The 8,988-nt window shown below is 68.3% G+C and carries 12 protein-coding genes; 4 read left to right on the top strand and 8 right to left on the bottom strand.

From position 1 onward, the window contains the following. On the top strand, positions 1-973 hold a 973-nt coding region (locus ACT4N3_RS06625), incomplete at its 5' end, for an AAA family ATPase (protein WP_444854421.1). 6 nt (positions 974-979) lie between these two features. On the opposite strand, the gene ACT4N3_RS06620 is transcribed toward ACT4N3_RS06625, so the two are convergent. The 7 genes from ACT4N3_RS06620 to ACT4N3_RS06590 all read right to left on the bottom strand — a co-directional run bounded on the left by ACT4N3_RS06620 (position 980) and on the right by ACT4N3_RS06590 (position 6,694). After that, a complete protein-coding gene (locus ACT4N3_RS06620; RefSeq protein WP_444854420.1) occupies positions 980-1,432 on the bottom strand; it encodes a hypothetical protein in 453 nt (150 codons plus the stop codon). Further along, positions 1,429-2,631, bottom strand: coding sequence for a low temperature requirement protein A (locus ACT4N3_RS06615; protein WP_444854419.1), 1,203 nt, complete (start codon positions 2,629-2,631; stop codon positions 1,429-1,431). Before ACT4N3_RS06615 ends, ACT4N3_RS06620 begins: the two co-directional genes overlap by 4 nt. 62 nt (positions 2,632-2,693) lie before the next feature. Continuing rightward, positions 2,694-2,996: a hypothetical protein gene (locus ACT4N3_RS06610; protein WP_444854418.1), complete on the bottom strand. Its 303-nt coding sequence runs from the start codon at positions 2,994-2,996 to the stop codon at positions 2,694-2,696. 143 nt (positions 2,997-3,139) lie between these two features. Next, positions 3,140-3,718, bottom strand: coding sequence for a YqaA family protein (locus tag ACT4N3_RS06605; RefSeq protein ID WP_444854417.1), 579 nt, complete (start codon positions 3,716-3,718; stop codon positions 3,140-3,142). Positions 3,719-3,794: 76 nt separating this feature from the next. Further along, positions 3,795-4,484, bottom strand: coding sequence for a hypothetical protein (locus ACT4N3_RS06600; protein WP_444854416.1), 690 nt, complete (start codon positions 4,482-4,484; stop codon positions 3,795-3,797). 147 nt (positions 4,485-4,631) lie between these two features. After that, positions 4,632-5,279 carry a glutathione S-transferase family protein gene (locus ACT4N3_RS06595; protein ID WP_444854415.1) on the bottom strand — a complete coding sequence of 216 codons (648 nt, stop codon included), beginning with the start codon at positions 5,277-5,279 and terminating at the stop codon, positions 4,632-4,634. A gap of 71 nt (positions 5,280-5,350) precedes the next feature. After that, positions 5,351-6,694, bottom strand: a complete 1,344-nt coding sequence (locus ACT4N3_RS06590) for a DUF418 domain-containing protein (RefSeq protein ID WP_444854414.1) — start codon at positions 6,692-6,694, stop codon at positions 5,351-5,353. Between the two features lie 116 nt (positions 6,695-6,810). Between ACT4N3_RS06590 and ACT4N3_RS06585 the strand changes: the two genes are divergently transcribed. Together ACT4N3_RS06585 and ACT4N3_RS06580 are read left to right on the top strand one after the other, a co-directional pair. Continuing rightward, on the top strand, positions 6,811-7,218 hold the full coding sequence (locus tag ACT4N3_RS06585) for a hypothetical protein (RefSeq protein ID WP_444854413.1): 408 nt from the start codon (positions 6,811-6,813) through the stop codon (positions 7,216-7,218). Positions 7,219-7,352: 134 nt separating this feature from the next. Next, on the top strand, positions 7,353-7,838 hold the full coding sequence (locus tag ACT4N3_RS06580; protein WP_444854412.1) for a hypothetical protein: 486 nt from the start codon (positions 7,353-7,355) through the stop codon (positions 7,836-7,838). A 15-nt stretch (positions 7,839-7,853) separates the two neighbouring features. On the opposite strand, the gene ACT4N3_RS06575 is transcribed toward ACT4N3_RS06580, so the two are convergent. Then, the gene (locus tag ACT4N3_RS06575; RefSeq protein ID WP_444854411.1) at positions 7,854-8,345 is read right to left on the bottom strand and encodes a DUF6456 domain-containing protein; all 492 of its coding nucleotides are present in this window, start codon (positions 8,343-8,345) and stop codon (positions 7,854-7,856) included. Positions 8,346-8,434: 89 nt separating this feature from the next. On the opposite strand from ACT4N3_RS06575, the gene ACT4N3_RS06570 reads away from it, so the two are divergent. Next, positions 8,435-8,988: helix-turn-helix domain-containing protein (locus tag ACT4N3_RS06570; protein ID WP_444854410.1), on the top strand; the 554-nt coding region annotated here is incomplete at its 3' end.

Raw genomic sequence — 8,988 nt, 5'->3', positions numbered from 1 at the left:
GGCGCTCGAGCATCTCGACAAGGATCTGAAGCGCGTCGTCTTCGGCCAGGACGAGGCGATCGGCCGGCTCGCTTCGGCGATCAAGCTCGCCCGGGCGGGCCTGCGCGACCCCGACAAGCCGATCGGCTCCTATCTGTTCAGCGGCCCGACCGGCGTCGGCAAGACCGAGGTCGCGCGCCAGCTCGCCTCGATCATGGGGATTCCGCTGCAGCGCTTCGACATGTCGGAATATATGGAGCGGCACTCGGTCTCACGGCTGATCGGCGCCCCGCCGGGCTATGTCGGCTACGATCAGGGCGGCCTGCTGACCGACGCGGTCGACCAGCACCCGCACTCCGTCCTCCTCCTCGACGAGATCGAGAAGGCGCATCCGGACCTGTTCAACATCCTCCTGCAGATCATGGACCACGGCAAATTGACCGACCATCACGGCAAGTCGGTCGATTTCCGCAACGTGATCCTGATCATGACCACCAATGCCGGCGCGTCCGATATGGCGAGCGAGGGCATCGGCTTCGGCAATGTCTCCAAGGAGGATGCCAGCGAGGAGGCGGTGAAGCGGATCTTCACCCCCGAATTCCGCAACCGGCTCGATGCGATCGTGCCGTTCGGCTATTTGCCGACCGACGTCGTCGCCCGGGTCGTCGACAAGTTCGTCCTCCAGCTCGAGCTCCAGCTCGCCGACCGCAACGTCCATATCGAGCTCGATGACGAGGCCCGCGCCTGGCTGACCGAGCGCGGCTACGACCGGCTCTACGGCGCTCGCCCGATGGGGCGGCTCGTGCAGGAAAAGATCAAACAGCCGCTCGCCGAGGAACTGCTGTTCGGCAAGCTCGTCCATGGCGGCGAGGTCAAGGTCCGGATCAAGGACAACGCGCCGACCTTCGAGATCATCCCGGCCCCGCCGAAAGCGGCCAAGGCGAGGAAGTCCGCCGGCAAGCCGAAGAAGGTCGCGCCGGAGGAGAAAGCCTAGATGTGCCTAGTGCGCGGCGTCCGCATGGGCGCCGTCGCAGGCCATCCTGAGCGCGCTGATCCGGTCGTTCCACACCGGCCCCAGCGCCGGCCGGGCGCCGGTGAAGTTGGCGCGCGCGCCGCCGAACACGATCGTCTGATAGGCGATCAACCGGCAGCCGGGCGCACAGGCGATCGAGGAAATGCGGTCGTTCCACGCCCGGCCAACCCATTCCATCGCCGCGCCGTCGCGCGCCACCAGCCGCCGGCCGCCATAATTTTCATTCTCGTAGGCGGCGCAGGTCCGCTCGGCGAGGCCAGGCGGCGACGCTCCTTCGCCCGGCTGCGCTCCCGGCTCATAGCCCGTCCAGGGCCGCCACCGTGACTCCTGACTCGCAGCCGGCGGATCGTCCGCCATCGCCAGCGCCGCTCCCGCCAATAGCCATCCCAACAGGATCGCGCCGAGATAAGTTCCCCTCATCCTCCGCCTCCCTCATGCGCCGCCCGGATGGCGCGATGGCGCGCGCCGAGCGAGAGTGTTTCCCACACCGCAACCGTCAACACCACAGCCGCGACGGCGAGCGCAAGCAGCCAAGGCTCGACATAAGTCGCAACCGGCGCCAGCGCGGCAAGCGCCCCAAGCCCGACAAGGTGCGATAGCGGCCAGTATCGCGCCCCGGTCGCCCGCTTGAACGCCGCATTGCCGAACAGATAGAGCGCCGGCCCGCCCAGCGACCCGGCAATCACATAAGGCGCGGCATGGCCGTGCGGATGCGCGATCACCCATTCGGTCGCCGCCGCGGCGACGATGATCCCGGCGACGATCGGCAGGTGCAAATAGGTGTAAGCGAGTCGCGCCACCCGGCCCGGATCGTCGCTGGCGCGGAACATATGCTCGGCCCGTTCGGCCCCGATGTTGAAATAGATCCACCACATCGCGGCCGTTCCGGCAAAGGCGGCGCCGAACGCCAGGATCGTGGCGCCATCCCAGGGCATGCCGGCGAAGGTCGCACCCAAAACGAGGATCGATTCGCCGAGTGCGAGGATGATGAACAGGCCGCAGCGCTCGGCCATATGATGGGGATCGACGCGCCACTCGATCGTGCGCGAAGGGCCCAGGCCCGGCACATACATGGAAAAGGCCGGCGCCAGGGTCCAGATCGCCAACGCCGCCGCCCACAGCCACAGTCGCGACTCCGGCGCCGCGAACCCGCCGGCGACAAAGAAGATACCAGCAGCGGCCTGCCAGCACAGGATGCGCAGGAAGTTCTTTGCGTTGGTCGGATTATGCACGCGGTTGGCGGCGATCATGAACAGGCTGCGGCCGAGCTCCATCGCGACATAGGCGATCGCGAGATGAGGCCCGCGTGCGCCGAACGCGTCGGGGATCGACATCGAAACGACGAGGCCGGCGCCCATCAGCGCGAACAGAAGCAGGCGAACGCGCGTCCGGCCGGGATTGAGCCAGTTGGTCACCCAGGCGGTGTTGATCCAGGTCCACCAGATGGCGACGATCAGCAGCCCGGTCTCGACGAACCCCCTCGGATCGGGGTGCGCGATCAGCCGGTGCGAAAGCTGGGTGATCGCGAAGACGAAGACAAGATCGAAGAACAGCTCGACCGGCTCGACCCGCGCCTCGCCGGCTTCCCTGAGCAGATGGTGCCTTGCCGATCGCGTCACGCGCGCTCCCGCGGGCTGGAGATCAGGTCAGCGCTATCACGCCCGACGCGAGACTTGAAGGATCAGCGGCGCCGGCCGCGCCGCTCGTTATACCATTGACGGATGAAGGCGGCCTGGCAGCCCGATTGGCCGGCGGAACCGACGACCGAGCAGCTGTCCGGCCGCATCGTCCGCGCATCCTCCTCCAACACCTCGTTGCGCGCCTGCCAGGAGCTCTCGGCGGGGCGGTCACGCCGCTCGCGCAGCGCCGGCGGGACGCGATAGCGCTCCTCCTCGGGCCGCCGGGCGCAGACGACGACTTCCTCATCGTCCCGCGCCTCCGGGCAATGATCCTCGCCATAGACGGTGATGTGGATCTGGCGCACCGGTTCCGCAGCCGACGCAGAACCTGGGGCGAAGGCGAGCAAAAGCGGAACAAGCGTCAACAGGCGGCGAAACGTCACCGGAATCCTCCGTTTCACCCCTGTGCAACGCACCGTCGGGGGAAGTTGCGGCAAGATTATGGCGGTCAGATCAGCCGGATCGCGGCGAAGCCGCCGATCAGGGCGACGAGCAGACCGGCGCCGATCAGGTTGAGCCGCCGCTCGATGAAGTCCTGGACCGGCGGGCCGTAGCGCCGCAGCGCCCAGGCGATCAGGAAGAAGCGGCCGCCGCGGGTGATCGCCGCGAGCAGCACGAAGAGCGGGAAATTATACTGGAAGAAGCCGCTGGCGATGGTGACGATCTTGAACGGGATCGGGGTGAACCCCTTCACCAGGATCACCGCCGCGCCCCAATCGGCATACCAGCGCTCCATCTCGGCGAGGCCGTCATGCGCGCCGTAGAGGTTGATCAGCCACAGGCCGACGCTGTCGTAAAGGAAATAGCCGATGAAATAGCCGACGATGCCGCCGAGCACCGAGGCGACGGTGCAGACGGTCGCGATGCGATAGGCCTCCTCGCGACGGGCGAGGATCATCGGCACCAGCATCACGTCCGGTGGGATCGGGAAGAAGGAGGATTCCGCGAACGAGACGCCGGCCATGTAGCGCACCGCATGGCGGTGGCCGGCGAGCCGGAGCGTCCAGAAGTAGAGCGAGCGGAACATCGCGGGCGCTTAGCGGTGGCGGCCGCGGCAGGCTAGCCCCGCTCCGCGGCAGCGCGCGCCGGTTATCGGGCTTCGATCAGTTCTCCACGCAATTGTACGGCGCAAGGCTCATCCGAAGCTGGGCCAGAGTTTGGGTCAGCCGATATTGCTCGAAGTCTTGCTGTTCGGCCCGTTCCGTGAGCATTCGGGCCATCGCAGCAGGGCTGTCCACGGGTCCGGTGCTGAATCCAAGCGCGTTCATCCGCTGCCGATAGATGGGATAGCGTTCGTTCAGTCGCTCCTCCGGCGTGGAAGCGGCATCACCCTCGATGAAATTGGCCGTCGCCCGGAGGCGGCGGATGCTGAGGCCGAGATTTTCGATCTCATCGCGTACACGTCGGATCCGCCTTTGCAGCTCCCTGCACTCAAGCTCCGCATCCGGATTGCGTTGATTGTTGCCGCGCCCATAGCCCGACCGATCGGCATTGTCGGAATCCGCCGTCGTCTGGGGCCGTCCACCGCCTCCGCGCCCGTTGCCGGCCGGATCGGCATAAGCGCCGCTGTCGGAATCAGTGATGCCGGTTCGGGTTGATCCGCCCGGGCGCTGTCCACCGCCGCGTCCGTTTCCGACCGGATCCGCATAAGCGCCGCCGTCGGAGTCGGTTATGCCGGTCCGGGCCGGGCCTTGCTGATGCGATCCGCCGCCGCGCCCGCGGCCCGCGGGGTCGGCCCCGGGCCCGCTGTCGCTATCCGTGACCTGCGCCCGCCCCGGCGGCGTCAGCGCCAACCCGCCGCCGAGCAGCGCGCTGCCGCCAACCACCCGCGCCATGAAGGAGCGACGATTGAGCTTGCGATTGGTTTTCATCGGCTCTCTCCCCCGCCGATCAAGGGGGAGAGCATCGACCGGTTGTCATGCCGGCGCAAGCAAAATGACTCAGGCCGCGGTTCGCTCCAGGAAGGCCGCCTCGCGCTCGACCCAGGGCTTGAAGCTCGGCCGGTCGAGGATCGCCGCGACGTAACGGCTGACCTTCGGCCAGCGCGCCGGATCGATCGCCACGTTGAGATGCCGGAGGTTTACGAACGGGCCGGCGACCGCGATGTCGGCAAGGGTGATTCGATCCTCGACCAGGAAGCCGCTGTCGGGGATAACCCGCTCCAGATAATCGAGCAGCGGCGGCAGCTCGTCGCACTCCGCCTTGCGCGCGATTTCCTCGTCACCCGGCACGCCCAGGAAGCGCGGGCCGACGATCCGGTTGAAGAACATCTTGCCGCCGCAAGCGAACAGGATCGTGTCGGCATATTCGTCGAACCAGATCGTCCGCGCACGCGCGCGCGGCTCGGTCGGGATCAGGTTCGGCTCCGGCTTGATCGCGTCGAGATAGGCGACGATCGCCGAGGAATCGGAGATCGCGAAATCGCCGTCGCGAAAGCCCGGCATCTTGCCGAACGGGCTCGCCTCCAGGAATTCCGGATCCTTGTTGCCGGGCGCGCTCGGTTTGAGCTCGACGTCGATGCCCTTCTCGGCGGCGAAGGCCATCACCTTGCGGACGAACGGCGACAGGGTCGATCCATAGACGATCATGGCGGGCTCCCGATTTTTGTAACGAGTCGTAGCTTATGACCTGCGCTCGGCCCGGGCAATCGGATTGTCGATCAAGCGCGCAGGAAGGGCGGGCGGCGCAGATAGGTGAGCCAGCGCCACAGCCATTCGAGCGGCCCGAAGCGGAAGACGCGCAGCCAGAGCGGGCTGAAGACGAGCTGGAAGGCCCAGATCGCGAAGACGACATAATAGAGTTGGTGGCGCTCCAGCTGACCGTACCAACCCATCAGAACGAACAGCGTGAGGCAGATCACCGAGTGCATCAGGTAGTTGGTGACCGCCATCCGACCGACTGCCGCGAAGGCCGAACGCAGCCAGCCGAGCAGGCCCGAGCGTACGAAGAGCAGCAGCGCCCCCAGATGCCCGACCGTCATCGCCAGCCGGCCGAGATCGTAGCTGACATTGGCCTCGGCGAAGGACAGGGCGCTGAACTGATGGCCGATGATCCAGCTCGTCTCGAGGAAATTGACGGTGAGGCCGACCGCATAGCCGCCCAGCATCATGCCGACATAGACGCCGGTGCGGCGATGCAGGGTCAGCACCCCCAGGCGGAACAGCGCCATGCCGATCAGCATCATCCCGAAGACGTCGAAGAAAAAGCGGTAGAGGCCCCAAGTCTGCCAGTAGACGTTGTAGGGCAGCACGTACCAGAAGGCGGAGACATAGCCGCCGCGCATCGCTTCGGTCGTTCGCGCCACGCTCTCCGGGGTCGAGACATATTCGGTCCGCGCGCTCTCCCAGGCCGAGATGGCGGCATTGTCGTAATTCTCCTCGCCGGCGTCGCGCGCCGCGACCGCCGCTTCATAAGCGGCGCTCTGCTGCAGGGCTTCCCGCGCCTCCCAGAGACTCCAGGCCGCGCCAAGCAGCAGCGTCGCAATCCCGATCGTCATCAGCGACCGCGCCGCCATGTTGCGGAACGGAAAGACGAACAAAGCGATGATGCCGTAGGCGTAGAGAATGTCGCCATACCAGGCGAGCAGGAAGGCGTTGATCATGCCGAAGGCGATCAGCCACAGGTTTCGCCGGACATAGAGATCGGCCGCGTCCGGCCTGCCGGCCGCTTCGAGCCGCGCCATGAACAGGATCGCGCTCGCCCCGAACAGCATCGAGAAGAGCGCCCGCTGCGTGCCCTCGAAACCGATTTCGGTGACGATCCAGACGAGCAGGTTCGCGCCGGTCGCGCCGCCTGAATTCTGCGGGTTGGTATAGGCGTCGGGCAGGCCGAAGGCGGTGATGTTCATCAGCAGGATGCCGCACAAAGCGACGCCACGGACGAAATCGAGCGCCTCGATCCGGTCGCCCGCCGGCGCCGCGGGCTCCCGACCTCCCGGCGGCGCGGGCGGCAATGGCGCGGCCATGATGACGGTGCGCTGCTCGCCCGGATCGATCGCCGCCATGCGGTCTGCTCCCCTTCCCCGCCTGTCTTGTCGCGCCAGATCGCCGCGACGGCAAGGGCGCGATTGCCCCTTGTCCCCGAGGCGATTTGGAGCGAGGCTGCACCAGCGGAGGATCGATGACCCCAGGCCGCAAGCTCAACCGCCGTTCCTTCCTCGCCGCCGTCATCGGCGGCGGCGCGGTGGCGGGCGGCGCGGCGGCGCTGGTCATCGGGCGCAGCGGCGCGCCGATCGCCTCGGGAAACGGCATCACCGATTCGGACCGCGGCCAGATCGCCGACGCCGCGGCGAACGGCCGCGGCACGCCGCGAGGCTATACGGACAGCGACCTTGCGCCGGTGCGAGACGCGCAGGCGGCGGGCCGCGGCCCGGGTGCGCGCAGCCGACCGGCCGCGGCGGCCGGTGAGCGCGCGCCGGCTGCCGCGAGCGTCCGCGCGCCGGCCTCAAGCGGCTGCTCGGACGCCGATGTCGGCGTCGTCGCCGACGCCGGCGGCCGCGGCCGCGCCTGCGCCAGCCGGCGCTCCTGATCGGCCCCTCACGACGGTGCGCTTGAGCGCCGCTGGCGCGCAGGACAGCCAATACCGTAACTTCCGCAGGTTCCGCTTGCGCTGGGTCCGATTCAGGCAGAAGCTGGCGCGGCTTGAAGCAGACGGAGGGTGCGATGAAGACCTTTCGGAAACTCAACCGCCGTTCATTCTTCGCCAGCGTCGCCGGCGGTATGCTGGTCGGCGGCGGCGCGACCGCAATGATCGTCGGACGGGCGCAGGCGCAATCGAATCAGACCTATACGGGGGTTACCGATTCGGACACCGGCGCCGGCCGCGCCGACCGGCCCGGCTACGGCACCGGCACGCGCAACCGCTACACCGATCAGGACAGGGGGCCGGGCGCCGATCCCCAGTTCGGCGGACGCGGACCCGGTGCGAGGTCGCAGGGCAGCCCTTCGGGCCAAGGACGCTATGGGGAGTTCGCCACCCATTGCTCGGACGCGGACGGCGGGCCGGGGGCGGATCCCGGCGGACGAGGGCGCAGCTGCAGCGGCCGGCCGGTCGGGCCGCGCAACAGGACGCCGACGAACACGCGGCATTGCACCGACTCCGATCGGGGCAACAGCGCCGACCTGCCGCAGCAGGGCGTGCGCTGCTGAAGCTGCGGGAGACGCTCAGCCGATCCGATAATGGTCGGCGAGACGATCGAGCGCGAGGGAGAGGACGAGGCGGCCGGCCCGGGCCGGCCAGCCGAGCGCTTGCTCAGCCTCGCGCATCCCTTCGCCGGCGCAGACAATCCGCCACAAGATGTCGGCAAGGCCGGAACCAGCGGCCGCGACCGCCGTCTCGAAGCGGCGCCTGGCAACGAGTTGAACCTCTGTCGCTGCGGCCGGGTCGGACGGACCGCGCGCGCCGCGCCCCATGGGCGCGGCGTCCCAGCGCATAGTGACCACGGGCGGAAGGTTGGCCCGCTCCCAGTCGCCGCGCAGCTGCTCTCCCGCATCGAACTGACGCGCGCTGATCAGACCCCGCGCCTTGAGCCAGCCGAGCGGCGATTCGGCGAGGTTGACCGTGACGCTGCGCACCGGACGGGTTTTGCCACGCGCCGCCGGTCGCGCCGGCCCCTCCTCGCGCACCGCACGTTCGGTCAGCAGTCTGTTCTTCATTATGCGCTCCTCCTGATTCGCGAATCCTCTTGCCATTCCGGCGCGCATGTAGGAAAGTCGCGAACCATTGGGGTTCGAGGGCCAAGACCATGATCACCCGCATCCGCGAGGTCCGCCGGGCGAAGAAGCTCACGCTGCAGGAGGTCGCCGACCGCTGCGATCCGCCGACCACGCCGCAGACGATCGGCCGGCTGGAGACCGGCACCCGCACCGTCTCGGTCGGCTGGCTGAACCGGATCGCCGGCGCGCTCGGCGTCGAGGCGGGCGACCTCGTCAAGCTGCCGGATCGCGAGGACGTGCCGATCGCCGCCTTGCTCGATCATGACGGCGCGCATGCGCCGCGGCGCGAGGGCGTCGTCGTGCCGCCGCAGACCGCGCCAGGGCTGGTGGCGATGACGGTGGCGTCGAGCGTCGGCGACTATCGCAGCGGCGACGAGATCTGGCTGGGCCGGCTCGCGCCCGAGGCTTTTTCGGGCGCCCTCAACCGCGACGTGCTCGTCCCCCGCCCCGCCGGCCGCTTCATCTTCGGCCGGCTGATCGGGCGCGAGGACAACAAGCTCCACATCCTGCCGCTCGGCGCCGGCGGCCGCCAGAGCGTGGTCACCGATCCGCCCTGGGCGGCGGTGGCGGTGAAGCTGATCCG

It is taken from the genome of Sphingosinicella sp. (assembly GCF_052388015.1).
Lineage (GTDB): Bacteria > Pseudomonadota > Alphaproteobacteria > Sphingomonadales > Sphingomonadaceae > Allosphingosinicella.
This window is presented reverse-complemented; position numbering and strand designations above follow the sequence as displayed.

Bases quoted from the DNA above. Each gene is read 5' to 3' on its own strand.
- ACT4N3_RS06620 (WP_444854420.1), bottom strand. From the start codon at position 1,432: ATGAGGGGAACTTATCTCGGCGCGATCCTGTTGGGATGGCTATTGGCG.
- ACT4N3_RS06605 (WP_444854417.1), bottom strand. From the start codon at position 3,718: ATGTTCCGCTCGCTCTACTTCTGGACGCTCCGGCTCGCCGGCCACCGC.
- ACT4N3_RS06595 (WP_444854415.1), bottom strand. From the start codon at position 5,279: ATGATCGTCTATGGATCGACCCTGTCGCCGTTCGTCCGCAAGGTGATG.
- ACT4N3_RS06590 (WP_444854414.1), bottom strand. From the start codon at position 6,694: ATGGCGGCGATCGATCCGGGCGAGCAGCGCACCGTCATCATGGCCGCG.
- ACT4N3_RS06585 (WP_444854413.1), top strand. From the start codon at position 6,811: ATGACCCCAGGCCGCAAGCTCAACCGCCGTTCCTTCCTCGCCGCCGTC.
- ACT4N3_RS06580 (WP_444854412.1), top strand. From the start codon at position 7,353: ATGAAGACCTTTCGGAAACTCAACCGCCGTTCATTCTTCGCCAGCGTC.
- ACT4N3_RS06575 (WP_444854411.1), bottom strand. From the start codon at position 8,345: ATGAAGAACAGACTGCTGACCGAACGTGCGGTGCGCGAGGAGGGGCCG.